The following is a 22,608-nucleotide window of genomic DNA, read 5'->3' on the forward strand; positions in this document are numbered from 1 at the left end:
CCTCCCTCCGGCGGGCGTATCCCTTCTGCTCTGCGAACCCATGGAAGGACGCGCTCATGCGGCGTAAGTCGTTGCTGGTGGCAGGGGTCTGTGCCCTGCTCGGAGTCACCGGGGCGGGGGTCGCCATGGCCTCCTCCGGCTCACCGCAGCCGCCGAGAGCGCCGGCCGCCGCGCCGCAGCTGCGCCTGTTCCACGACGTGTCGGGGCTCGAGGAGCCGGGCGCGACCCAGACCGGCGTGCTCGAGTCGGTGACCGGCGGCAGCATCGAGCAGGCCGCGTCGCGCACGTTCGCCTACGCCGGCGCCGACTACGTCAAGGTGCACTTCTCGCGGCTCGCGCTCGGCGACGGCGACAAGGTCGTCGTGAGCGACGCGAGCGGGGCGGAGCACTACGAGTACACCGCGGAAGAGCTGAGCGGTTCCGACAACTGGACGATGTCGGTCTCGGGCGACCGCGCGGTCGTGGGCGTGCGGAAGGCGGGCAAGGACGTCTTCGGCATCCGGTCGCGGCTGGCCGGCATGGGCGTGACCGTCGACAAGGTGGCCCGCGGGCAGACCGCGACCGAGCGCGCCCGGGCCGACGCCGAGCGCAGGGCCGCGCTCGCCGCCGCGCCGCACGAGGAGAGCATCTGCGGGCGGACCAACGAGACCGAGAACGCCGCCTGCTACAAGTCGTCGGACCCGGTGGCGTACGCCAACTCGAAGCCGGTCGCGCGGCTGCTCATCAACGGGGTGGAGCTGTGCACCGCGTGGCGGGTCGGCACCCAGAACCGGATGCTGACCAACCACCACTGCTTCACCACGACCCGCGAGGCGCGCAGCACCGAGGTGTGGTTCAACTACGAGTGCGCGCGGTGCGACGGCGGCAGCACGCTGCGCCCGGTCAAGGTCATGGGCGACCAGGTGCTCGCGACCGACGACATCCTCGACTACACGCTGTTCAGCGTGAAGAACTTCGCGCAGATCCAGCAGTTCGGCTACCTCCAGATCGACGACCGGGCGCCGGTGCGCGGCGAGGAGCTCTACATCCCGCAGCACCCGCGCGGCGCCCCGACGGTGATCACGACCCAGGACAGCACCGAGCGCAGCGGCAACTGCGCCGTGAGCGACCCGTCCTACGACGGCTACGCCGCCAACACCGACATGTCGTACTTCTGCGACACCGACGGCGGCTCCTCGGGCTCCCCGGTCATCTCCCGCCGCACGAACAAGGTCATCGCGCTGCACCACTTCGGCGGCTGCCCCAACTCGGGCGTGCGCATCGACCGGATCGCCGCCCAGCTGCGCAACCTGATGTAGAGAACCTGTGCACGAAGGGCCCGGGCGACCGGGCCCTTCGTCGTGTTCGGGTACCGTTCTGCCTCGTGCGCCTCGAGTTACGCCCCGTCCGCCCTGCCGGTTGGTGGTTCGACGTGTCGCTGCTCGCGGGCTTCGCGCTCATCACGATCCTGCTCGCGGCGAAGACCCCGCTGCTGGGCCTGGATCTCGCCGTGCGCGACTTCGTCGACGCGCACCGGCCCCGGTGGTTCTACCTGGTGCTGCGGGCGGGCAACCTGCTCGGCCAGGGCGGGGCCGTCCTCACGCCGCTGGTCGCGATCGTCGCCTTCTTCATGAGCCGGGCCCGGCACACGGTCCGCCCGTTCCTGCCGCTGCTCGGGGCCGAGCTGATCACCTACGTGACCATCGGCCCCGTGAAGCTGTGGACGGACCGCACCGCGCCGAGCAACCACGAGCTCAGCCATCCCGAGTGGCTCTTCCGGATCGACTCGGGGATGTCCTATCCGTCGGGCCACGTGATCAACACCATCGTGTTCTACGGCGTGCTGGCCACCCTGCTCACCGGGGTGCTGCGCCCGGGGTTCGTGACCGCGATCCGCTACACGGTCCCGCTGGTGGTGCTGGTCACCACGACATACCTGAGCTTCCACTGGATCACCGACGGGCTCGCCGCGCTCATGCTCGGCGTGCTCCTCGACCGGATCCTGCGGCGGGTGCCGTGGGACGCGATCCCCCTGGGCGTGTTCAAGAGCTGGTCCGGCCCGTTCTACGACACCCAGGAGCCGGCGCGCATCACGCGCTGAACGTTGAGGTCCGCGTCGAGCAGCACCAGGTCCGCGGCGGCGCCCTCGCGCAGCTCGCCGGTGCCGTCCCGGCCGATCGCCCGGGCGGGCGTGCCCGAGGCCATCCGCGAGGCGTTCACCAGCGACAGCCCCGCGCCCACGGCCCGGCGGAACGCGCGGTCCATGGTCAGCGTGCTGCCGGCGATCGCCCCGTCGCGGGTCAGCCGGGCCACGCCCTCGGCGACGTCGACGCTCTGCCCGCCGAGGTCGTAGGTGCCGTCGGGCATGCCGGCCGCGGCCATGGCATCGGTGATGAGGGCCGCGCGGGCCGGGCCGGTGACCGAGGCGGCGAAGGCCAGGGTGCCGTCGTGCAGGTGGATGCCGTCGGCGACGAACTCGCAGACCACTCCGGCCGCGCCGAGCAGGGCGAAGACCGGGCCGGGCTGGCGGTGGTGCGGCGGGCGCATGCCGTTGAACACGTGCGTGCCGACCGTCGCGCCCGCCTCGACGCCGGCGAGCGTCTCCTCGTAGGTGGCGTCGGTGTGCCCGATCGCGGCGACGACCCCGCGCTCGACCAGCAGCCGGATCGCCTCCAGGGCGCCGGGGAGCTCGGGGGCGACCGTCACCAGCCGTACCGCACCCTCACCCGCGTCGATGAGCGCCTTGAGCTCGCCGAGGTCCGGGTGGCGCAGGTGGGCCGGGTTCTGGGCGCCGCAGCGGGCCTGGGACAGGTACGGGCCCTCGAAGTGGATGCCGGCGATCACGCCCTCGGCCGCGAGCGGGCCGAACGCCCTGGTGGCGCTCATCATCAGCTCCGGCGACGAGGTGACCAGGCTGGCGAGCATCGTGGTGGTGCCGTGGCCGAGGTGGTACGCGGCCGCCTTGCGCGCCTCGTCCGCGTCGCCGGTGGTGAAGGTCGCGCCCCCGCCGCCGTGCACGTGGATGTCGACGAACCCGGGCACGACCAGGGCGGCATCCGCGGCCCGGCCGGCGGGCGACTCGCCGACCTCGGCGATCCGTGATCCCTCGACGCGGACGAAACCGTTGTCGATGACGCGGTCGCCCGCGACGACCCGGACCCCGGATACCACAGTCATGCGGTGCTCTCCTTCATGTGCAGGTGGTCGAGCGCGATCAGGGCCGCGCCCAGGCAGCCGGCCTCGTCGCCGAGCGCCGCGCGGGTGATCTCGGGCTCGCGGTGGAACGTCACCCGCGCGTGCACGCCGGCCCGCAGCGGTGCGAGCAGGGCCTCGCCGGCCTCGGCCAGGCCGCCGCCGAGCACGATCACCGCCGGGTCGAACAGCGCGATGCCGGTCATGAGCCCGTCGGCGAGGGCGTCGATCGTCTCGCGCCACACCTCGACCGCGGTCGCCTCGCCCTCGGCGGCCAGGCGCGCGACCTCTTCGGCGGTGGCGGTGCGGCCGGCCTGCTCGGAGTAGCGCCGGCCGACCGCCGACGCCGAGGCGATCGCCTCCAGGCAGCCGCGCTGGCCGCAGCCGCACTCGGGGCCGCCCGGGCGCACCACGATGTGGCCGATCTCGCCGCCGGCGCCGTGCCCGCCCGTGTAGACCTGGCCGTGCACCACGTTGGCCGCGGCGATCCCGGTGCCGATCGGGATGACGAGCACGTAGTCGCGGCCCCGTCCGGCGCCCAGCCGCGCCTCGGCGATCCCACCGGCCCGCACGTCGTGGCCGAGGGCCGCGGGCAGCCCGAGGCGGGACTCCAGCAGGGCCTGCAGCGGTACGTCCCGGAAGCCGACGTTCGCCGCCCAGACCGCGATGCCGTTGACCTCGTCGATGACCCCGGGCACCACCAGCCCGGCGCCGACCGGCTCCAGCCCCTTGGCCCGCGCGGTGGCGGCGAGCCCCTCGGCGATGTCCAGGATGGTCGCGATGACGGCCTCGCCGCCGCGCTCGGCCCCGGTCGGGTGGCGCTCGGCGTGCTGCACCGTGTGCAGCGCGTCGCCGTCGGCGCCGACGAGCGCGCACTTGATCCCGGTGCCCCCGACGTCCAGAGCGATCACGGTCTGCGTCATGTGCGGCTCTGTCCTCGCCCCATCGTTACTGTGAACAAGCCTTCCGGTTGGCGCATCATCGCGCACGGGCCGTCGGGCTGGCAACTGTCGCCCATCCGTTGGTTCGAGCAGTTGCCTTTGCGTTTACCCATAGTTTCGCGCATCATTGTGCACACATCTCGCACCGTACGCGCAGGGAGGGGCCGCGTGGACCGTTACGCGCGCTGGAACGCGCTCCTCGAGATCCTCACCGACAGCGGCCGGATCAGCGTGGAGGACGCGGCCGAGCGCCTCGACGTGTCCCAGGCCACCATCCGGCGCGACTTCGACCAGCTCGCGCAGCAGCAGATGATCACCCGTACCCGGGGCGGGGCCGTCGCCAACGGGGTGTCGTACGACCTGCCCCTGCGGTACAAGACGGCCAAGCACGCCCCGGAGAAGCAGCGCATCGGCGCGGCCGCGGCGGCCCTGGTGTCGCCGGGCATGGTGGTCGCGCTCAACGGCGGCACCACCACGACCGAGGTCGCCCGCGCGCTCGCGGTGCGCCCGGAGCTGACCGGCGGCGTGGACGACGCCCAGCTCACGGTGGTCACCAACGCGCTCAACATCGCCAACGAGCTGCTCGTACGCTCGCGGATGAAGATCGTGGTCACCGGTGGCGTGGTCCGCCCGCAGTCCTTCGAGCTCGTCGGCCCGCTCGGCGGCAACATCCTGCGCGACGTCACGCTGGACATCGCGCTGCTCGGCGTCGACGCGCTCGACGTGACCCTGGGGGCCGCGGCCCACCACGAGGGCGAGGCGGCGATGAACAGCCTCATGGTCGCCCGCGCCCGCCGGGTCGTGATCATCGCGGACAGTTCGAAGCTCGGCGGGCACGCCTTCGCGCGCATCTGCCCGATCGACCGCATCGACACCCTGGTCACCGACTCCAACGCGACCGAGGCCACGCTGGGCGCCTTCCGCGAGGCCGGCGTGAAGATCGTCACCGCCTGACGCCGCATTTCCCGGCTCCACCCGCGTCACGGTGGCGCCGGTGGAATTCGAGGAGTTCTCAGTGCGCGGCGCTGGGCCCGGCATCACGGTGACCATCGGCGAGCAGTTCACCGCCGCCGACGCCGCCGGTGAGCCGGTCACCACCGGCGAGGCCCGGGGCCGCTCGCGGGTGGCGGACATCGCGGTCACGCGACCGCACCCCGACCGCTCGGCCCGGCGTTCGAGGCCTCGCGCCTGAGCTGGGCCGGCGGCCGCGTTGCGCAGCGGGTGATCGAGGCTCTCACCCGATAGGGTGGTGGCGTGGGTGAGGTGCGCAGGCTGCGGCGCGACGACGTCGCGGCCGCCCGCGTGCCCGCGCAACCGTCCACAGAGGACATCGACGACTTCCTCGACGGCGACGAGCCGGCCCCGGCGCCGGACATCGCGGTCGCCGAGGAGCCGGCCGAGCTCGACGAGCGCGGCAAGCGGATCCTGGCCTTCGAGAAGCAGTGGTGGCGGCAGGCGGGCGCCAAGGAGCAGGCCATCCGCGACACCTTCGGCCTCAGCGCGACCCGCTACTACCAGCTGCTCAACGGCCTGCTGGACAACCCGCTGGCGCTGGCCCACGACCCGATCGTGGTCCAGCGCCTGCGCCGCCTGCGAGCCTCGCGCGCCCGGCGCCGCTGACGCTGCTGGCACGTTCAAGCTCGGGCCGCGGCCAGCCACCTGTGCGGAAACCGTGTGCGGCATCGTGGCAGGCCCCGCGGTGCCGAGCCGGCCGTGGCATAGCCGGCCGTGGCGGAGCGCGCTGCAGTGGCGGGTGACGTGGCCGTGGGCGGGGCGGGGCGCGACCCGGCGTTTCAGCGGGCCTTCTGTTGCTCCGCGTAGTTGGCCAGCCACTCCACCTGGGTCGGGTCGAGCGACGGCCGGACGCGCGAGCGGGCCAGCTCCACGTGCGCGGCCGTCACCTCGGTCGCGTCCAGCGACTCCCGCATCGCGGCCAAAGCCGACTCCCGCACCAGCGCCGCGCAGTCCGCGGCCGAGAAGCGCTCCAGCGACGCGGCCAGGGCGGTGAGGTCCACGTCCGGCGCGAGCGGAACCGACTTGGCCGCCGCGCGCAGGATCTCGGCGCGCGCGTCGGCGTCCGGTGGCGGCACGAAGACCAGGCGCTCCAGGCGGCCCGGTCGCAGCAGGGCCGGGTCGACGAGGTCGGGGCGGTTCGTCGCGCCGATGACCACGACGTTGCGCAGCGACTCGACGCCGTCGAGCTCGGTGAGCAGCGCCGCGACCACGCGGTCGGTCGTGCCGCCGTCGGTCGCCTGGCCACGGGTCGGGGCCAGGGCGTCCACCTCGTCGAGGAAGACGAGGGTCGGGGCGGCCTCGCGGGCGCGGCGGAACAGCTCGCGGACCGCCCGCTCGGACTCGCCCACCCACTTCGAGAGCAGCTCGGCGCCCTTCACCGAGAGCACGTTCGCCTTGCCGGTGCCCGCGATCGCCTTGACCAGGAACGTCTTGCCGCAGCCGGGCGGGCCGTAGAGCAGCACCCCGCGCGGGGGCTCGACGCCGAGGCGGGAGAAGGCGTCGGGGTAGGACAGCGGCCACAGCACCGACTCGGTCAGCGTCTGCTTCACCTCCACCATGTCGCCGACGTCGTCCAGGGTCACCTTGGCCAGCTCGAGCGAGCTCTCGGCCATCGACGTCGGCCGGACCACCTCCAGGGCGGCCTCGAAGTCGGCCATCACGACCTTCGGCGTCTCGGCCTCGCGGCGATGGCGCAGCGCCGCGCGTACACCCGCCTCCCGGGCCAGCGCGGCGAGGTCCGCGGCCACGAAGCCGGGCGTGCGGGAGGCGACGTCGTCGAGCTTCACGTCGTCGGCCAGCGGCATGCCGCGGGTGAGCACCGCGAGCTGCTCGCGGCGCAGGGCGGCGTCGGGCAGCGGCAGCGAGATCTCGTGGGCCAGCAGCTCCGGGGAGTGCAGGGCCGGGTCGACCGCCTCGGGACGGCTGGTGGTGCACACGACCGCCTCGCCCTCGCGGATCAGCTCGCCGAGCAGCTGACGGAAGACGGTGGACAGCGGGCCGGGCTGGTCGCGCGGGGCGAGCGCGTCGACGTCGGAGATGAGCAGGACGGCCGGGCCCGGCCCTCGCATCTCGTCGGCGGCCTTGCGCAGCCGCGCGGCCGCGTCGTTGTTGGTGAGCGCGGCGATCTCGGGCGCCCACAGCGCCACGACCTGGGCCTCGACCTGGGCCGCGACCGCGTGCACGAGCGCCGACTTGCCGGAGCCGGCCGGGCCGGTGACCAGCACCCCGAGCGAGACCGTGGTGCCGAGCCTGGCCAGCACCTCGCCGTGGTGGAAGCCGAGGTCGAGCAGCTCGATCAGCTGCTCGCCCTGGGCGCGCAGGCCCGGCAGGTCGTCGAGGGTCGGCGCCGGGCCGGCCGGGGTCACGGTCGGCGTGGCCGGGGCCGGGGCGGAGCTGGGCGTGGCCATCACGCCGCCCGGGGCGTGTGTCGCATGGCCGTGCAGCCATCCGACAGCGGTGTCCATGGTGACCAGCGCCGCGCCGGCCGGCTCGGCCGCCTCGACGCTCAGCAGCGCGCTGGTGAACGCGTAGCCGACGGTGTTGGACAGGCTGCGCCGGGCCGCCTCGACGAGACCGCGGTCGACCATGTGGACCGCCGGCGCCGACACCGACAGGGTGCCGAGCGAGACGTCCTGGGGCAGCAGCGAGACGTTGTCGCCCACCGTGACCACCTTGCCCAGCAGCGCCAGGCGCAGCATCTCCGGCGACACGACCGCCATGATCTCGGACGGGCCGGACAGTGTGACCGTCGCGGCCGCGCGCAGCGGGGCGGTCGCGACGGTGACCTGGCCGCCGTCGCGCAGGCCGAGGTTGCCCAGCAGCAGATCGTCGGCGTAGAGCAGGGCGCGGCTCGCCCCCGGCTCGGCCACCGCGACGATCCCGGCCGAGGTTCGCCGCCCGGTGAGCGTGACCGGGTCGCCCGGGCGCAGCCCGAGCGCCGTGAGCACCTCCGGATGCAGGCGCACGACCCCGCGGCGGGCGTCGAGCGCGGCCGGGCGCAGGCTGGCAGTCAGGGTCAAGGTCGCCGACACGCGTTCGAGCGTAGCTGTTGCTGTGAAGGGGCTGAGTCTTTCCACTTTCGGCAACATCCGGTGCGTACGTTTGGTCAATGCGATTTCGTCTCCCGAGCCTCAGCCGGCGCCAGGTCATCGCCGGCGCCGTCGGGATCGTCCTGGTCGCGGGGCTGGTGGGGTGGGCCGCGGCCCCCGCGCCGAAGAGCTACCGCACCACCGACCAGATGCTCACGGTCCGCACCGGGCCCGGCGACACCGACGAGGTCACCCTCGACACGACGCTCTACCTGCCCAAGTCCGCGAGCTCGACGGCCCCGGTGCCGGCGATCCTGCTCGCGCACGGCTTCGGCGGCACGAAGCAGAGCGTGAAGAGCGACGCCGAGTTGTACGCCGAGCAGGGCTACGCCGTCCTGGCCTGGACGGCCCAGGGCTTCGGCCGCTCGACCGGGGAGATCCACCTCGACAGCCCCGACTGGGAGGTGAAGGACGCCCAGCGGCTCATCGACTGGCTCGCCGCGCGGTCCGACATCGCCAAGTCCGGCAACGACCCCAAGGTGGCCGCGGTCGGCGGCTCCTACGGCGGGGCGCTGGCGCTGATGCTGGCCGCCCAGGACACCCGGGTCGACGCCATCGTGCCCATGATCACGTGGAACGACCTGGTCAACGTGTTCCTGCCGGGCGGGGTGTTCAAGAAGCAGTGGGCCGGGCAGTTCTTCGGCGCCTCGGAGAACCCGGGGAACCCGCAGTGCGGGCGCTTCGCGGCCGACCTCTGCCGGGCGTACCTCGACATCGCCACGACCGGGAAGGCCACCCCGGCCGCGGAGGCCCTGCTGCGCAAGTCCTCGCCGTCGTCGGTGCTGGAGAGGATCAAGGCGCCGACGCTGCTGGTCCAGGGCCAGGTCGACACGCTCTTCCCGCTCAGCGAGGGTGACGCGAACGCGCGCGGCATCGCGGCCACCGGCACCCCGGTGCGGGTCGCGTGGTTCACCGGCGGTCACGACGGCGGCACCGGCCCCCAGTCCGAGGTCGACCGGCTGCGGCTGCTCACCGGGCAGTGGCTGGAGCACTACGTGAAGGGCAACGGCAAGGCGCCGGAGAACAGCTTCACCTACTCGCGCGTCTCCGGCCTCAACGCCCAGGGCCGCGGCCTGGTCACCGCCGCCTCGAAGGTGGACACCTACCCGGGCGTCACCGGCGCGGGCACCACGGTGGACCTGCGCGGGCCGGCCCAGGCGATCGCCAACCCGCCCGACGGCAACCCCGCGGCGATCTCGTCGCTGCCCCTCGCCGGGCTGTCGAGCCTGCTCGGCTCCAGCGGCCTGGGCTCGGGCATCTCCCGGGAGATCCCGGGCCAGCACGCCGACTTCGTCTCCGCCCCGCTGGGCGCCGCGCTCGACACCGCCGGCTCGCCGCGGGTCAAGATCCGCGCGGCGTCCCCGACCGGCGAGGCGACGCTGTTCGTGAAGCTCTACGACCTGCCGTCCAAGGGCACCCCGTCGATCCCGGACGGGCTGATCGCCCCGATCCGGCTGACGGGCCTGCCGAAGGACATCGCGGATGCGGTACCGATCACCGTCATCCTCCCCGCCGTCGTGCACCGCTTCGAGGCCGGCAGCCGCGTCGGGATCACCGTGGCGACCGCCGACACCGCCTACTGGTCGCCGCCCGAGCCGGTCGTCTACACCGTCGCGGTCGACGGGGCGATCACCCTGCCCGCCGCCGCCGGGACCCCCATCGCGAACCCGGACGTCATCTGGCGGTGGGTCCTGGCCGCACTCGTCGCCGCGATCCTGCTCGCGCTCGTGATCGCGATGCTGGTGGCCCGTGGCCGGGCCCGGCGCATCGACCGCAGCGTCGACGCCGAGCACGTGGACACGCCGCTCGTGGTGCGGGGGCTGCGCAAGGAGTACAAGGACTTCGTCGCCGTGTCCAAGGTGGACTTCACCGTCCACAGGGGACAGGTCGTCGGGCTGCTGGGGCCGAACGGGGCCGGCAAGACCACCTCGCTGCGGGTGCTCATGGGCCTGACCCGGCCCACGGCCGGCGAGATCCTGGTCTTCGGGCACCGGCTGCTGCCGGGCTCGCCGGTGCTGTCCCGGGTCGGCGCGCTCGTGGAGGGGCCGGGCTTCCTGCCCCACCTGACCGGCGCGCAGAACCTGGAGCTGTACTGGCGCGCCACCGGCCGGCCCGCGGCGGACGCGCACTTCGAGGAGGCGTACGACATCGCCGGCCTCGGCAACGCGGTGCACCGGCGGGTGAAGACGTACAGCCACGGCATGCGCCAGCGCCTCGCCATCGCCCAGGCCATGCTCGGCCTGCCGGAGCTGCTGGTGCTCGACGAGCCGACGGACGGGCTCGACCCGCCGCAGATCGCCGAGATGCGCAAGGTGCTGCGCCGCTACGCCACCGGCGGCCGGGCCGTGCTGGTCTCCAGCCACCTGCTCGCCGAGGTGGAGCAGACCTGCACCGACGTGGTGGTCATGCACCGGGGCGAGGTGGTCGCGGCCGGGCCGGTCGAGGACATCGTGGGCGACTCGCCGACGGTGCAGCTGGACGTCTCCGACGTCGACGAGGCCGAGAAGGTGCTGGGCGAGGTGGCCGGGGTGCGCTCGGTGGCCTGGTCCGGCGGGCGCGGGCTGGTCATCGACATCGACGGCACGCCGCGGGCCGAGGTCGTCGCGGCGCTCGTGCGGGCCGGGGTCGGCATCGACCGGGTCACGCCGCGGCGGCGGCTGGAGGACGCGTTCCTGTCCCTGGTGGGCGGGGACACCAAGGCGAGCGGAGAGCGCGAATGAGCGGGACGGAGCGAAGCGGAGGTGCCGGCCTGAGCACCACCGAGGTCGTCGGGGGCGCGGCCGGGTATCGGCCGGGCGCGACCCTCTCGCTGTGGACGGAGATCCGCCGGCAGGGCTCGCGGCGGCGCACCCAGCTCGCGCTGGGCTTCATGGTGCTGCTGCCGCTGATCATCCTGACCGCGTTCCAGCTCGACAGCGGCAACTCGGACGACAACGGCGGCGGGGGCGGCGAGTTCTCGCGCCTGTCCGACCTGGCCACGAGCGGCGGCCCGAACTTCACCCTCTTCACCCTGCTCGTCTCGGCCGGCTTCCTGCTCGTCGTCGTGGTGGCGCTGTTCCACGGCGACACGGTGGCGTCCGAGGCGAGCTGGGGGAGTCTGCGCTACCTGCTGGCGATGCCGGTCCCGCGCTCCCGCCTGCTGGCCGTCAAGCTCGCCGTGTCGCTGCTCTACAGCCTCGCGGCGATCGTGATCCTGGTGGCGACGGCGCTCGCCGCGGGCACCCTGCGCTACGGCTGGGCGCCCCTGAGCGCACCGATCGGCGGCGAGATCGCGGCCGGCACGAGCCTCGTGCGGCTGATGGAGATCGTGGCGTACCTCTGCGTCACCCTGCTCGTCGTGGCCTCCCTCGCGTTCCTGCTCTCGGTGTCGACCGACGCCCCGCTCGGCGCCGTCGGCGGGGCGGTGCTCCTGCAGATCCTGTCGAACATCCTCGACCAGATCACCGCGCTGGGAAACCTGCGCACCGTGCTGCCGACGCACTACGCCGACGCCTGGCTCGGCCTGCTGTCGAGCCCGATGCAGACCGACGACCTGGTCAAGGGCGCGATCGCGTCCCTGCTCTACGCCACCGTCTTCTTCTCGCTGGCCTGGTGGCGCTTCCTGCGCAAGGACGTCGTGAGCTGACCCGTGTCGGACGGGCCCCTACCGGCGGGTAGGGTGCCCGTCCATGCGGATCTCCGCCTTAGCCGGCGCATGTGCCCTGGTCTTCGGGCTCGCCGCCCTCGCGGCCGGGCTGTACTACGACCAGACCCACCTCTACGAGTGGACCCACTTCGCCCAGACCTCGAACCTGACCCGGGGCCCGGTGGAGGCGCAGACCGCGAAGATCTTCACGCTCATCGGCGCGATCGCGAGCGCGTTCGGCGCCACGGTGGCCGCGGGCAGCACGGTCATGGCCCGCCTGGGCGGGCGCACCGGCCGGTGGATGCTGCGGCTGGTCTCGGTCCTGCTGCTGGTGCTGATGCTCCTGGTCGCGGTCGTGCTGGTGGTCGGCTCGATCTCCGGCGAGGCGCCGGTCGCGATCATCGAGACGCCGTGGTGGCTGCTGACCGCCGAGTGGGCCGCCCTCGCGCTGGCGGTGGCCGGTGCCGGGGTCGCGACCGCGCAGCTGTGGCGGTTCGTCCCGGCTCAGGAGGAGTAGCCGGGGACCGTCACCATCGGGGGGCGGTCGGGGTGGGCGACGGGCGTCTCGTGCGGTACGACCGCCGAATCCCGCCGCTCGAACTGCGTCAACGTCGGCCAGAGCGAGCGGCTCGGCGACACGCGGGCGTTGATCGTCTGCAGGATCGTCGCCGCCATGCGGCCCAGCGCGGCCGTGTCCTGGTGGCCGTGGGTGCGCTGGCCCAGGTCGACCTGGGCGACCGCGTCGAGCCCGTGCGCGCGCCAGGCGTCGATGAGCAGGCCGGTCTCCACGCCGTAGCCGGCCGCGAACGGCAGCGACTCGAGCAGCGTGCGGCGGGCCGCGTACTCGCCGGCGAGCGGCTGCACGACCCCGGCCAGCTCCGGGAAGTGCGCGTTGAGCAGCGGGCGGGCGGCCAGCTCGGTGACCCGGCCGCCGCCGGCCGCGGAGACGTCGAGCAGGGGCCGGTCGTAGAACGCCTTCACCATCAGCGTCGCGGGGTCGGCCAGCAGCGGGCCCAGCAGCCCCGTCACGAAGTGGGGCCGGAAGTCGGTGAGGTCGGCGTCGACGTACACCAGGATGTCGCCCTTGGTGACGGCGAGCGCCTTCCACAGCACCTCGCCCTTGCCCGGCCGGGAGCCGGTCGCCGGGAGGATGTCGTCGCGGTGGTGCACGGTGGCGCCCGCGGCCGCGGCGACCTCGGCGGTGCGGTCCACCGAGCCGGAGTCGACCACGACCAGCTCGTCGACCAGGGGGCCGAGGCTGCGCACCCCGGCGACGATCTCGCCGACCGTGGGCTCCTCGTCCAGCGCGGGCAGCACGACGCTGACCCGGGTGTCACCCTTCGCCGCGAGCACCTCGTCGGCCGGCCAGTCGGGCCAGCGGGAGGTGCGCCGCGTGAACCAGTCCGCCGCCGCAGGGTGCATGCCCGAAACGCTAGCCCGGCCCAGCTCGTGAGATGACTCATACCCGGCGGCCGGTGGTGCCCCTTACACTCGGGTACAGCTCCGCTCACAACTCAATACCTCATCCAGAGGGGCAGAGGGATACGGCCCGATGAAGCCCCGGCAACCCCTGCGACGTGTGCTCGAAGACGAGGCCCGTCGCGGTAGGTGCCAAATCCGTCCCGGCGCACGCCCGTGCGCTATGGGAAAGATGAGAGGAAGGCCTCCGCCATGACCTCGACGCTCAGCGTCTTCACCGACTCGCCCGCCCGCAACCTGGTCTGCCGCGGGTGCGGGGCGACCTTCCCGCTCGCCGCGCAGCACGCGTGCTACGAGTGTTTCGGCCCGCTCGAGGTCGGCTACGACGCCGCGGCGCTGGCCAAGGTGACCCGGGAGCAGATCGAGGCGGGGCCGAAGAACATCTGGCGGTACGCGCCGCTGCTGCCCGTCGGGCTGGACCCCGAGACCCGCGTGACCCTGGACCCGGGCCTGACCCCGCTGGTGCGGGCCGACGGGCTGGGCCGGGAGCTCGGGTTCACCGCGCCGCTGTACGTCAAGGACGACTCCGCCAACCCGACGCACTCGTTCAAGGACCGCGTCGTGTCCGTGGCCCTGACCGCGGCGAAGGCGCTGGGCTTCACGCGCTACTCCTGCGCCTCCACCGGCAACCTCGCCAACAGCGTCGCCGCGCACGCCGCGCGGGCCGGCGTCCCCTCGACCGTGTTCATCCCGGCCGACCTGGAGCCCGGCAAGGTCGTCATGACCGCCGTGTACGGCGGCGAGGTCGTCGCCATCGAGGGCTCCTACGACGAGGTCAACCGCCTGTGCTCGGAGCTCACCGAGACCGACGAGTTCGAGAACACCGCGTTCGTCAACGTCAACGTGCGGCCCTTCTACGCCGAGGGCTCCAAGACGCTCGGCTACGAGGTCGCCGAGCAGCTCGGCTGGCGCATCCCGGCGCAGGTGGTCATCCCGATGGCCAGCGGCGAGCTGCTCACGAAGATCGACAAGGCGTTCGCCGAGCTGGTCGAGATCGGGCTCGTCCCGGCGACCGAGTGGAAGGTCTTCGGCGCCCAGTCGGCCGGCTGCAACCCGATCGCGAAGGCGCTGCACGACGGCAGCGACGAGATCACCCCGGTGAAGCCGACCGGCATCGCCAAGTCCCTCAACATCGGCGACCCGGCCGCGGGGGTCTACGCGCTGGAGTCCGTGCGGCGCACCGGCGGGTGGATGGAGTACGCCGGCGACGACGAGATCCGCGAGGGCATCCAGCTGCTCGCCCGGACCGCCGGCGTTTACGCCGAGACGGCCGGCGGGGTCACCGCCGCGGTGCTCAAGAAGCTCGTCGAGTCCGGCAAGCTCGACCCGAACGCCGAGACGGTCATCTTCAACACCGGCGACGGCCTCAAGACCCTCGATGCGGTCGCCGACCGGGCCGTTCCCACCCACCGGGTCAAGCCGTCGCTGAGGTCGGCCCGCGAGGCCGGCCTGCTCGGATGATTTTTTCGCCCGTGCGATCACGGTGCGTTGATCAGCGGAGAGCGCTTCCACGCTCGGACGAGGGGCGCCTCGTCCGAGCGGGGGAGATCATTGATACCGAGTGTAGTCATTGATGCGCGGATTGTCGGATGGGTGACTTGACGCCCTAGGTCCCGAGGTCCAGGATGCTCGGTGCGGGAGGACGTGTCGCCGCGAGATCCCTGGATCCGCGACCACAGCACCGGAGGTGCTGGCGAGCGTCCTCCCGACCATTTCCGGACATAAATGGATTGCCGGGAGCCGCGGCGCGGCGACACCCTGAGGCCCATGACCCCGCACACGCTCGAGATCGTCGAGGTGCGCGCCGACGACCCGGCGGCCGTCGACGCGGCGTTCGAGATCGTCGAGGAGTCGGTCCACGCGGACCGGCCCGACCTGCCGCCGGAGTGCCGGTACCAGTACGACATGCAGTGGCGCGTCCCCCCGCCCCGTGGACCCCGCCACCGCTTCCTGGCCCGTCGCGACGGTGAGCCGGTCGGTGCCGTCCAGCTCGACCTGCCCCGCCACGACAACCTCGACAAGGCCCACGTCGACGTCCACGTCCGCCCGGCCCACCGGCGCCGGGGCGTCGGCCGGGCCCTCTTCGCGCACGCGAGCGCCGTCGCCCGTGCCGACGGCCGCACGAGGGTGCTCGGCTTCGGCCCGGCCGAGCCCGCCGGGTTCGCCGAGTCGTGCGGGCTGACCAACGGCCTGCTCGACGCCCGCCGCCGGCTGCTGCTCGCCGACGCCGACGAGGCCGCGCTCGACCGGCTCTACGCCGAGGGCCGGGCGAAGGCCGCCGGCTACCGTCTCGTGCACTGGGGCGACGCGCTGCCGGAGGAGTACGTCGAGGACATCGCCGCGCTGGACAGCTCGTTCCTGACCGAGACCCCGATGGGTGAGCTCGACGTCGAGCCCGAGCGGGTCGACGCCGAGCGGCTGCGCACCCAGCACGCGGCGTTCCTGGCGTGGGGCTCGCGGCGTTACGAGGCCGGGCTCGTGCACGAGGCGAGCGGCCGCCTGGTGGCCTGGACCGCGATCAGGGTCGCCCGGACCGTCGACTGGCACGCCTGGCAGCTCATCACCCTCGTGCACCCCGCGCACCGCGGCCGGCGGCTCGGCCTCGTGGCCAAGATCGCCAACCTGCGGGCGATGCGCGCGGCCGAGCCGGCCGTGACCACGATCGACACCTTCAACGCGACCGACAACCCGTACATGATCGCGATCAACGAGGCGATGGGCTTCCGCCTGGTCGATCACTGGGCCAACTGGCAGGGTCCGATCCGGGACTGAGGTTGCCGGGCGGGGGAACCGTCGCGGGAACTCGTCAGATGGTCGGCGGGCCCGCTCCGCGGTGGCAGGATGGCGCCATGGAGAACTCACACCCCATGTTCGCCAGCCACGCCGACACGCTGGAGCGGGCGCTGACCGCGATCGCCGAGCGTGCGTACTGGTCCAACTACCCCGAGTCGCCCAGCCCGCGCGTCTACGGCGAGCACGCCGCCGCCGACGGCGAGGCGGCGTACAAGGCCTACCTCGGCGCCGACTTCCCCCTCAAGGATCAGCCGGGCATCACCGACTGGGTCGCGACCGAGGCCTCGCCCTTCGGCATCGCGCTCGACGTGCGCTACCCCCACCTCGACCTCGACACCGCGTTCGCCGCGCTGGCCGAGGGCATGCCCGCCTGGCGCGCGGCCGGCCCGCAGGCCCGCACCGGCGTGTGCCTGGAGATCCTGGCGCGCCTGCACAAGGCCGCGTTCGAGCTCGCCAACGCCGTGCACGCCACCACCGGCCAGGCCTTCGTCATGGCCTTCCAGGCCGGCGCGCCGCACGCGTTCGACCGGGCCCTCGAGGCGGTCGCCTACGCCTACCGCGAGATGACGCGCACCCCGGCCACGGCCGACTGGCAGAAGCCCGCGGGCAAGGGCCAGACGCTGCACATGTCCAAGACCTTCCATGTCGTACCGCGCGGGGCCGCCCTGGTCGTGGGCTGCAACACGTTCCCGACCTGGAACTCCTACCCGGGCTTCTTCGCGTCCCTGGCCACGGGCAACCCGGTGATCGTCAAGCCGCACCCGGGGGCCGTCCTGCCGCTGGCGATCACCGTGAAGATCGCACGTGAGACGCTCGCCGACGCCGGCTTCGACCCCAACCTCGTGCTGCTGGCCGCCGAGGCGCCCGGCGAGGGGCTCGCGAAGACCCTGGCCCTGCGCCCCGAGGTGCGCATCATCGACTTCACCGGCTCGACCGAGTTCGGCGACTGGCTGGAGGCCAACGCGCGCCAGGCCGTGGTCTACACCGAGAAGGCCGGCGTGAACACCGTCGTGGTCGACTCGACCGACGACTTCGCCGGAATGTGCCGCAACATCGGCTTTTCCTTGGTGCTGTACTCCGGGCAGATGTGCACCACTCCGCAGAACATTCTCGTGCCCGCCACGGGCATCGCCACGAACGAGGGGCACAAGACGCTCGATGAGGTCGCCCAGGGCATTGCCGGGGCCGTCTCGGCGCTCACCGCGGAGCCCGCGAAGGGCGTGGAACTCACCGGCGCAATCGTGAACGAGGGCGTTCTGGAAAGGCTCCAGAAAGCCGCGACGGTCGGCGACCCGGTGCTCGAATCCTCAGACGTTTCACACCCGGCTTATGCGTCGGCGACGGTCCGTACGCCGCTCATCCGGAAACTCGGCGCGGGCGATGCGGACACTTATGGCTCGGAGTGGTTCGGCCCCATTTCCTTCGTTGTCGCCACCGATTCCACGGCGGGCAGTCTGCGGATCTTCGCGGACACCGTCGGCAAGAAGGGCGCATTGACCGCTTCGGTGTATTCGACGTCGCCGGAGGTCCTCGACGCCGTCGAAGAGGCCGCGCTGCTTGCAGGTGTGCATTTGTCAGTCAACCTTACGGGCGGCGTCTTCGTGAACCAGTCGGCCGCGTTTTCCGACTTCCACGCCAGCGGCGCCAATCCCGCCGCCAATGCCGCGCTCACCGACGGTGCCTACGTCGCGAGCCGCTTCCGTGTAGTTCAGTCACGCCGTCACGTGTAGCGCCGAAGGTCAGTAACACGTAGTCGCCGGGCGATGCTTGACTCTGCAAGGAAAAATTGCGAGAAGGCATGCTCGGCGACCTTTTCCGGCTGTTTGATTCGTGACCTTGCTGTCCGATTTGGGCCTGTCGGCGCCTCGACTACTCCTGTACCGTGCGGTTCGGTCGTCGTTCCTCTCGCTGGAGGCCACCCCCGGTCCCGGCGGCTGTGGTCGAAGACCGCGGCTCGGTTTCCCACAGCCGGCCGGGAGGCAGAAGGTCCGAAGTAGAGGAAGTGCACCGTGGCACAGGGCACCGTCAAGTGGTTCAACAGCGAGAAGGGCTACGGGTTCATCGCGGTCGACGGGGGGCAGGACGTCTTCGTCCACTTCTCCGCGATTCAGATGGACGGCTACAAGTCGCTGGAGGACGGACAGCGCGTCGAGTTCGAGATCGCGCAGGGTCAGAAGGGTCCGCAGGCCGAAGGGGTCCGGCTCCTCGCCTGACCCAGACTCCGAATACCGCGCCGGGGCACCGTCCTCGTTGTTGAGGAACGGTGCCCTGCGCCCTTGTTCTCCGGCATGCTGGTCAATGCCCGAATTCTTGCCAATCGCGCCGCTCGCGCGGTTTCACCACGACGAGGCGGCCTGGTAGGCCGGGGTTGCCACCGGGTTCAACGGCCCGGACTCGCCGGTGAGGATGGCGTGCTGCAGCCGCGTGAGCCAGTCGGCCGGCTCGAGGCCGAGTTCGCGCACCATCGAGGCGCGCAGCCGGCGGAAGAGGTCCAGCGCCTCCGCGCGCCGGCCCGCCGTGTAGAGGGCCACCATGAGCTGGCCGTGGAACCGTTCGTGGGTGGGGTGCTCGGCGGCGAGGCCGGTCAGCTCGCTGATCAGCATCGCGTGCCGGCCCAGCCGCAGGTTGGCCTCGATGCGCAGCTCGCGCACCCGCAGCACCTGCTCGGCCAGGCGGGCCACGTGCACGCTCAGCAACGGCCCGGCCTGCACGTCGGCGAGCGCGGGCCCGCGTGAGCGCTCGAGCGCGGCGCGGAACTGCATCGCCGCGATGTGGAACTGGTTGTGCTGCATGGCCTCGACGCCGGCCTCGGAGAGCCGCTCGAAGTCGTGCAGGTCGAGCTGGCCGTGGCCGAGCCGGAACTGGTAGCCGACCGGCGCGGTGAGCAGGACGTGCTTGCCGGAGGGCCGGCCGCCCTCCGATGCCGCGGCGTCCAGCATGCGCCGGATGCGCAGCACGTAGGTCTGCAGGGTGTTCACCGCGCTGGCCGGGGGCTCGTCGTCCCAGAGCTCGCGGATGAGCTCAGAGATCTTCACCGGCCGGTTGCCCTGCAGAAGCAGCGCCGCCAGCACCTTGCGCTGCTTCGCCGCCCGCGGTGTCAGGTCTTTCCCGTTGTGCTCGACCTCCAGAGGGCCCAGGACGCGAAAATGCACGTGTACTCCCCGTTAGTTGGTGCGCTTTCAACAATGTCAGCAAATTGACATTTCTCTATTGTAAGACGTGGATCGCACCTCCGTGAATTTCCGGCCGTGTTCGTTCGCGCCCGCGCGGTTGCCCGGCGCGCCGGGCGCCGGGATCGCGGGCTCACCAGGGGTTTTGCCGCCACAGGAAGTTGCGGCGCGAGTAATTGTGTTGCGTAGCATTGTCATACGTGAATCGGTTGAAGGTTTGACGGAAATTGCGCCGCGATCTCGTGGGGGCTCGGCGCGGCGGCGTTCTCGGCCGCCACGGACTCGGCCGCGCGCCGGTGGGCCGGGTCGGTCAGCACCGCCTCGCACGCCTCCCGCAGTTCGGCGTCGGAGGCCTCGTGCGGGGGCAGTGCCCGGGCCGCCCCGACGGCCGAGAAGCGCTCGGCGTTGCCGAACTGGTCGGCGAAGTGCGGCAGGATCACCTGCGGCACGCCCGCGGCCATCGCCGTCATCGCGGTGCCCGAGCCGCCGTGGTGCACGATCATCGAGCACCCCGCGAGGGCCTGGGCCAGCGGCACCCGGCCCGCCCGCACCCCGTCCGGCAGCGGGCCGAGCGAGGCGCGGTGCCGGTCGGCGACGGCGATGCACACCTGCGCGCCGAGCCCGGACAGCTGCTCGAGCAGCCGGCGCCACAGCGGCTCGGCCCGCTCGTCGCGGGGCAGGATCGTGCCCAGCGTGAGCAGCACGCGCGGGCGGGCCGGCGGCTCCAGCAGCCAGGGCTCGACGACCGCGGTGCCGTTGAACGGCACGTAGCGCATCCGCAGGCCGCCGTCCACGCCCGGGTACTGCACGCTGCCCGGGCACACGTCCAGCGTCCGCACCGGCTCGGCCCAGGCGCCGCCCCCGGCCGCGACCGCCTCGACCGCGTTCGCCGCCAGCTCCGGCCGCAGCGGCAGGCCCCACTGGTGGCGCACCCAGGGCAGGCCGGCCGCGGCCGCCGCCGACGGGCCCGCGAACTCGGCCGGCTCGGCGATGACCAGGTCCGGCCGCCACCGCTCGACCAGCGCCCGGGTGCCGGCGAGGGCCCGCACCGCGAGCTCGCCGAACCGCGCGGCCGGTGCGCGCCGCCATCTCCCCGTGCGACGGCGGCCCGGCGCGGTCGGCGCCCGCCGGCGGACCCGAGGCCGGGCCGGGCGGCGGGCCGGGCGGCCGCAGCCAGCCGACCAGGTCGACCTCGTCCGCGACGGCCGCGGCCGGCAGCCCGGTGGCGGTGACCGCGGGCACGAAGTCCGCGCTCGTCGCCATCAGCACCGAGTGCCCGGCGGCGCGGAACGCCCAGCCGAGCGGCACCAGCGGATACAGGTGCGCCTCCGCGGCGGCCAACGTGAAAAGGACTCTCATTGATGCCTCCTCGTGATGTTCGCCTCTGTGAATATGCAGAACCGGACTGGAGCCGAACTGGAGCGGCTCGACCCCTTGCTGGCGATTTGCCGGATGCGTGACGAACGCCACTACCTGCCTGGGAGTTGCCTCGGAACTCGCCGGTGGGGCCGCGCGCGGCCCGGCCCGGGTCGCCGGGGGTGCGGCCCGCGTTCCAGTTCGCCGCGAGGGCCGGTCCAGGACCCGCTGGAACGATCGCTCAGGACGAGACCCAGCAGGGGGAGATCAATCGTGGAGCACACATCAACGGCAGTCCGCCTGGCCGACGCCACCCCGAACCGCCGTCGCGGCGGGGACTTGCGGGTGCTGCTCGGCCCGGCCACCGTCGGGGCCACCTCGGGCTTCATGGGCGCGCTGACGCTTCAGCCGGGTGAGTTCGTCTCGGAGCACTACCACCCGTACTCGGAGGAGTTCCTCTTCGTCGTGCGCGGCGACGTGACCGTGCGCCTGGACGGGGAGCCCGTGCCGCTCGGGCCGGACGAGTCCGTCTTCGTGGCGAAGGAGGTGCGGCACCGGGTGGAGAACCGCGGTACGACGGAGGCGTTCGTGGTCTTCCACCTCGGACCGCTCGCCCCGCGCCCGGAGCTCGGCCACGTCGACACCGAGCCGCAGCCGAACCCGGGGGAGGCGCCGATGCGGCTGGCGCCGGCCGAATGAGCGGGCGCGAGGTGGTCGTCACCGGGATCGGCGTGGTCGCGCCCGGTGGCGTCGGGCGCAAGGCCTTCTGGGACCTGCTCACCGCCGGCCGCACCGCGACCCGCGCGATCTCGCTGTTCGACGCGACCGGCTTCCGCTCGCGCATCGCCGCCGAGGTCGACTTCGACCCGCTCGCCCACGGGCTGAGCCCCGAGCAGGCGCGCACGCTCGACCGGGCGGCCCAGTTCGCCCTCGTCGCGGCCCGCGAGGCGCTCGGCGACAGCGGCGTGGAGTTCGGGCGGGTGCCGCCCGAGCGCGTCGGGGTGAGCCTCGGCAGCGCGGTCGGCTGCACCATCAAGCTCGAGGACCACTACGTCGAGGTCAGCGACGGCGGCAAGAACTGGCGGGTCGACCCGGCCCGCGCGGTCGCGCCGCTCTACGACTACCTGGTGCCGAGCTCGATGGCGCGCGAGGTGGCGTGGCTGGCCGGGGCCGAGGGCCCGGTCTCGCTCACCTCCACCGGGTGCACCTCCGGCCTGGACGCGGTCGGGCACGGCTTCCGGCTGGTGCAGGAGGGCGCGGCCGACATCGTCCTGGCGGGCGCCACCGACGCGCCGATCTCGCCGATCACGGTCGCGTGCTTCGACGCCATCCGGGCCACCTCGCCCGACAACGCCGACCCGGAGCACGCCTCCCGGCCGTTCGACCGCACCCGCAACGGGTTCGTGCTCGGCGAGGGGGCGGCCGTGCTCGTGCTGGAGGAGGCCGGCGCGGCGCGGCGGCGGGGCGCGCACGTGTACGGCCGGATCGCGGGCTTCGCCGGGCGCAGCAACGCGTTCCACATGACCGGCCTCAAGCCCGACGGCCGCGAGATGGCCGAGGCGATCCGGCAGGCGCTCGGTGAGGCCCGCCTCGACCCCGAGGCGGTGGACTACATCAACGCCCACGGCTCCGGCACCAAGCAGAACGACCGCCATGAGACCGCGGCGTTCAAGGACAGCCTCGGCGCGCACGCCTACCGCACCCCGGTCAGCTCGATCAAGTCGATGGTCGGGCACTCCCTCGGCGCGATCGGCTCCATCGAGCTGGCCGCGTGCGCGCTGGCCATCGACCGCAACGTCGTGCCGCCGACCGCGAACCTGCACCACGCCGATCCCGAGTGCGACCTGGACTACGTGCCGCTCACCGCGCGCGAGCGGCGCGTCGACACGGTGCTCAGCGTCGGCAGCGGCTTCGGCGGCTTCCAGACCGCCGTGGTGCTCACCGCGGACCGGGCGGTGGCGGCATGAACG

The 22,608-nt window shown here is 72.9% G+C and carries 20 protein-coding genes, 1 pseudogene and 1 riboswitch; of the genes and pseudogenes, 14 read left to right on the top strand and 7 right to left on the bottom strand.

What is annotated here, in order from left to right:
• Nucleotides 1–56 precede the first annotated feature (56 nt).
• Together ACQP1P_RS02240 and ACQP1P_RS02245 are read left to right on the top strand one after the other, a co-directional pair.
• On the top strand, nucleotides 57–1,298 hold the full coding sequence (locus tag ACQP1P_RS02240) for a trypsin-like serine peptidase (RefSeq protein ID WP_433082620.1): 1,242 nt from the start codon (nucleotides 57–59) through the stop codon (nucleotides 1,296–1,298).
• Nucleotides 1,299–1,363: 65 nt separating this feature from the next.
• Nucleotides 1,364–2,080: a phosphatase PAP2 family protein gene (locus ACQP1P_RS02245; protein WP_433082622.1), complete on the top strand. Its 717-nt coding sequence runs from the start codon at nucleotides 1,364–1,366 to the stop codon at nucleotides 2,078–2,080.
• On the opposite strand, the gene nagA is transcribed toward ACQP1P_RS02245, so the two are convergent.
• Together nagA and ACQP1P_RS02255 are read right to left on the bottom strand one after the other, a co-directional pair.
• Nucleotides 2,044–3,156, bottom strand: coding sequence for an N-acetylglucosamine-6-phosphate deacetylase (nagA, locus tag ACQP1P_RS02250; RefSeq protein ID WP_433082623.1), 1,113 nt, complete (start codon nucleotides 3,154–3,156; stop codon nucleotides 2,044–2,046). The two genes, ACQP1P_RS02245 and nagA, sit on opposite strands and share 37 nt — an antisense overlap.
• Complete coding sequence (locus ACQP1P_RS02255) at nucleotides 3,153–4,094, bottom strand: ROK family protein (protein ID WP_433082625.1); 942 nt, start codon at nucleotides 4,092–4,094, stop codon at nucleotides 3,153–3,155. Before ACQP1P_RS02255 ends, nagA begins: the two co-directional genes overlap by 4 nt.
• Nucleotides 4,095–4,280: 186 nt before the next feature.
• Between ACQP1P_RS02255 and ACQP1P_RS02260 the strand changes: the two genes are divergently transcribed.
• The 3 genes from ACQP1P_RS02260 to ACQP1P_RS02270 all read left to right on the top strand — a co-directional run bounded on the left by ACQP1P_RS02260 (nucleotide 4,281) and on the right by ACQP1P_RS02270 (nucleotide 5,732).
• Nucleotides 4,281–5,066, top strand: coding sequence for a DeoR/GlpR family DNA-binding transcription regulator (locus tag ACQP1P_RS02260; RefSeq protein ID WP_433082627.1), 786 nt, complete (start codon nucleotides 4,281–4,283; stop codon nucleotides 5,064–5,066).
• 40 nt (nucleotides 5,067–5,106) lie between these two features.
• Nucleotides 5,107–5,304 (top strand): hypothetical protein, encoded by a 198-nt coding sequence (locus ACQP1P_RS02265; protein ID WP_433082629.1) that lies wholly within the window; start codon nucleotides 5,107–5,109, stop codon nucleotides 5,302–5,304.
• A gap of 62 nt (nucleotides 5,305–5,366) precedes the next feature.
• Nucleotides 5,367–5,732, top strand: coding sequence for a DUF3263 domain-containing protein (locus ACQP1P_RS02270; RefSeq protein WP_433082631.1), 366 nt, complete (start codon nucleotides 5,367–5,369; stop codon nucleotides 5,730–5,732).
• A 173-nt stretch (nucleotides 5,733–5,905) separates the two neighbouring features.
• On the opposite strand, the gene ACQP1P_RS02275 is transcribed toward ACQP1P_RS02270, so the two are convergent.
• Nucleotides 5,906–8,158 carry an AAA family ATPase gene (locus ACQP1P_RS02275; protein WP_433082633.1) on the bottom strand — a complete coding sequence of 751 codons (2,253 nt, stop codon included), beginning with the start codon at nucleotides 8,156–8,158 and terminating at the stop codon, nucleotides 5,906–5,908.
• Nucleotides 8,159–8,235: 77 nt separating this feature from the next.
• Here ACQP1P_RS02275 and ACQP1P_RS02280 point away from each other — a divergent pair, with 77 nt between their 5' ends.
• From ACQP1P_RS02280 to ACQP1P_RS02290, 3 genes are read left to right on the top strand one after another with little or no spacing between them, the layout of a single operon-like run.
• A complete protein-coding gene (locus ACQP1P_RS02280; protein WP_433082635.1) occupies nucleotides 8,236–10,935 on the top strand; it encodes an alpha/beta fold hydrolase in 2,700 nt (899 codons plus the stop codon).
• Nucleotides 10,932–11,840 carry an ABC transporter permease gene (locus tag ACQP1P_RS02285; protein ID WP_433082637.1) on the top strand — a complete coding sequence of 303 codons (909 nt, stop codon included), beginning with the start codon at nucleotides 10,932–10,934 and terminating at the stop codon, nucleotides 11,838–11,840. Before ACQP1P_RS02280 ends, ACQP1P_RS02285 begins: the two co-directional genes overlap by 4 nt.
• A gap of 43 nt (nucleotides 11,841–11,883) precedes the next feature.
• On the top strand, nucleotides 11,884–12,357 hold the full coding sequence (locus ACQP1P_RS02290; protein ID WP_433082639.1) for a hypothetical protein: 474 nt from the start codon (nucleotides 11,884–11,886) through the stop codon (nucleotides 12,355–12,357).
• Here ACQP1P_RS02290 and ACQP1P_RS02295 read toward each other — a convergent pair.
• Nucleotides 12,345–13,262, bottom strand: a complete 918-nt coding sequence (locus ACQP1P_RS02295) for a glucosyl-3-phosphoglycerate synthase (protein ID WP_433082641.1) — start codon at nucleotides 13,260–13,262, stop codon at nucleotides 12,345–12,347. The two genes, ACQP1P_RS02290 and ACQP1P_RS02295, sit on opposite strands and share 13 nt — an antisense overlap.
• 97 nt (nucleotides 13,263–13,359) lie before the next feature.
• A riboswitch (SAM riboswitch) is annotated at nucleotides 13,360–13,498 on the top strand.
• 13 nt (nucleotides 13,499–13,511) lie between these two features.
• Between ACQP1P_RS02295 and thrC the strand changes: the two genes are divergently transcribed.
• The 4 genes from thrC to ACQP1P_RS02315 all read left to right on the top strand — a co-directional run bounded on the left by thrC (nucleotide 13,512) and on the right by ACQP1P_RS02315 (nucleotide 18,325).
• Entirely contained in the window at nucleotides 13,512–14,780 is a 1,269-nt protein-coding gene (gene thrC / locus ACQP1P_RS02300) for a threonine synthase (protein ID WP_433082643.1), read from the top strand.
• 306 nt (nucleotides 14,781–15,086) lie between these two features.
• Entirely contained in the window at nucleotides 15,087–16,091 is a 1,005-nt protein-coding gene (locus ACQP1P_RS02305; protein WP_433082645.1) for a GNAT family N-acetyltransferase, read from the top strand.
• Nucleotides 16,092–16,168: 77 nt separating this feature from the next.
• On the top strand, nucleotides 16,169–17,842 hold the full coding sequence (gene paaN, locus ACQP1P_RS02310; RefSeq protein WP_433082647.1) for a phenylacetic acid degradation protein PaaN: 1,674 nt from the start codon (nucleotides 16,169–16,171) through the stop codon (nucleotides 17,840–17,842).
• Between the two features lie 279 nt (nucleotides 17,843–18,121).
• Nucleotides 18,122–18,325, top strand: a complete 204-nt coding sequence (locus tag ACQP1P_RS02315) for a cold-shock protein (RefSeq protein ID WP_190251253.1) — start codon at nucleotides 18,122–18,124, stop codon at nucleotides 18,323–18,325.
• Between the two features lie 123 nt (nucleotides 18,326–18,448).
• Here ACQP1P_RS02315 and ACQP1P_RS02320 read toward each other — a convergent pair whose 3' ends face one another.
• The 3 genes and pseudogenes from ACQP1P_RS02320 to ACQP1P_RS02330 all read right to left on the bottom strand — a co-directional run.
• Nucleotides 18,449–19,264, bottom strand: a complete 816-nt coding sequence (locus ACQP1P_RS02320) for an AfsR/SARP family transcriptional regulator (protein ID WP_433082649.1) — start codon at nucleotides 19,262–19,264, stop codon at nucleotides 18,449–18,451.
• A 212-nt stretch (nucleotides 19,265–19,476) separates the two neighbouring features.
• On the bottom strand, nucleotides 19,477–20,331 hold the full coding sequence (locus tag ACQP1P_RS02325) for a glycosyltransferase (RefSeq protein ID WP_433082651.1): 855 nt from the start codon (nucleotides 20,329–20,331) through the stop codon (nucleotides 19,477–19,479).
• A 166-nt stretch (nucleotides 20,332–20,497) separates the two neighbouring features.
• Nucleotides 20,498–20,641: pseudogene (locus tag ACQP1P_RS02330) on the bottom strand (glycosyl transferase family 28); the annotation flags it as partial.
• A 267-nt stretch (nucleotides 20,642–20,908) separates the two neighbouring features.
• Here ACQP1P_RS02330 and ACQP1P_RS02335 point away from each other — a divergent pair.
• Both ACQP1P_RS02335 and ACQP1P_RS02340 read left to right on the top strand, forming a co-directional pair.
• Nucleotides 20,909–21,337 carry a cupin domain-containing protein gene (locus ACQP1P_RS02335; protein ID WP_433089782.1) on the top strand — a complete coding sequence of 143 codons (429 nt, stop codon included), beginning with the start codon at nucleotides 20,909–20,911 and terminating at the stop codon, nucleotides 21,335–21,337.
• Nucleotides 21,334–22,605: a beta-ketoacyl-[acyl-carrier-protein] synthase family protein gene (locus tag ACQP1P_RS02340; protein WP_433082653.1), complete on the top strand. Its 1,272-nt coding sequence runs from the start codon at nucleotides 21,334–21,336 to the stop codon at nucleotides 22,603–22,605. Before ACQP1P_RS02335 ends, ACQP1P_RS02340 begins: the two co-directional genes overlap by 4 nt.
• Nucleotides 22,606–22,608: the final 3 nt, after the last annotated feature.

Origin of the sequence: Dactylosporangium sp. CA-052675 (assembly GCF_050947935.1) — a bacterium.
In the GTDB taxonomy this organism is placed as follows: domain Bacteria; phylum Actinomycetota; class Actinomycetes; order Mycobacteriales; family Micromonosporaceae; genus Dactylosporangium.

Coding starts and splice junctions, on each gene's coding strand:
- ACQP1P_RS02240 (WP_433082620.1), top strand. CDS start 57: ATGCGGCGTAAGTCGTTGCTGGTGGCAGGGGTCTGTGCCCTGCTCGGA.
- nagA (WP_433082623.1), bottom strand. CDS start 3,156: ATGACTGTGGTATCCGGGGTCCGGGTCGTCGCGGGCGACCGCGTCATC.
- ACQP1P_RS02255 (WP_433082625.1), bottom strand. CDS start 4,094: ATGACGCAGACCGTGATCGCTCTGGACGTCGGGGGCACCGGGATCAAG.
- ACQP1P_RS02280 (WP_433082635.1), top strand. CDS start 8,236: ATGCGATTTCGTCTCCCGAGCCTCAGCCGGCGCCAGGTCATCGCCGGC.
- ACQP1P_RS02285 (WP_433082637.1), top strand. CDS start 10,932: ATGAGCGGGACGGAGCGAAGCGGAGGTGCCGGCCTGAGCACCACCGAG.
- ACQP1P_RS02290 (WP_433082639.1), top strand. CDS start 11,884: ATGCGGATCTCCGCCTTAGCCGGCGCATGTGCCCTGGTCTTCGGGCTC.
- ACQP1P_RS02295 (WP_433082641.1), bottom strand. CDS start 13,262: ATGCACCCTGCGGCGGCGGACTGGTTCACGCGGCGCACCTCCCGCTGG.
- thrC (WP_433082643.1), top strand. CDS start 13,512: ATGACCTCGACGCTCAGCGTCTTCACCGACTCGCCCGCCCGCAACCTG.
- ACQP1P_RS02305 (WP_433082645.1), top strand. CDS start 15,087: ATGACCCCGCACACGCTCGAGATCGTCGAGGTGCGCGCCGACGACCCG.
- paaN (WP_433082647.1), top strand. CDS start 16,169: ATGGAGAACTCACACCCCATGTTCGCCAGCCACGCCGACACGCTGGAG.
- ACQP1P_RS02340 (WP_433082653.1), top strand. CDS start 21,334: ATGAGCGGGCGCGAGGTGGTCGTCACCGGGATCGGCGTGGTCGCGCCC.